General features: G+C 57.8%; 1 protein-coding gene. It reads right to left on the minus strand.

The features are described from left to right. Nucleotides 1–406: IS91 family transposase (locus tag AKJ31_RS22315; protein WP_001120876.1), on the minus strand; the 406-nt coding region annotated here is incomplete at its 3' end. Nucleotides 407–434: the final 28 nt, after the last annotated feature.

Below are 434 nucleotides of genomic sequence, written 5' to 3' on the forward strand. Positions count from 1 at the left end.
CAAACAGGAAACGCAGCTGAAACGGGAAGCTCAACACCCACTGACGCATGGGTTGTTCAGGCAGTACTTCATCAACCAGCAAGGCGGCACTTTCGGCCATCCGCCGCGCCCCACAGCTCGGGCAGAAACCGCGACGCTTACAGCTGAAAGCGACCAGGTGCTCGGCGTGGCAAGACTCGCAGCGAACCCGTAGAAAGCCATGCTCCAGCCGCCCGCATTGGAGAAATTCTTCAAATTCCCGTTGCACATAGCCCGGCAATTCCTTTCCCTGCTCTGCCATAAGCGCAGCGAATGCCGGGTAATACTCGTCAACGATCTGATAGAGAAGGGTTTGCTCGGGTCGGTGGCTCTGGTAACGACCAGTATCCCGATCCCGGCTGGCCGTCCTGGCCGCCACATGAGGCATGTTCCGCGTCCTTGCAATACTGTGTTTA

This window comes from Vibrio hepatarius (genome assembly GCF_001274785.1).
GTDB classification, from domain to species: domain Bacteria; phylum Pseudomonadota; class Gammaproteobacteria; order Enterobacterales; family Vibrionaceae; genus Vibrio; species Vibrio hepatarius.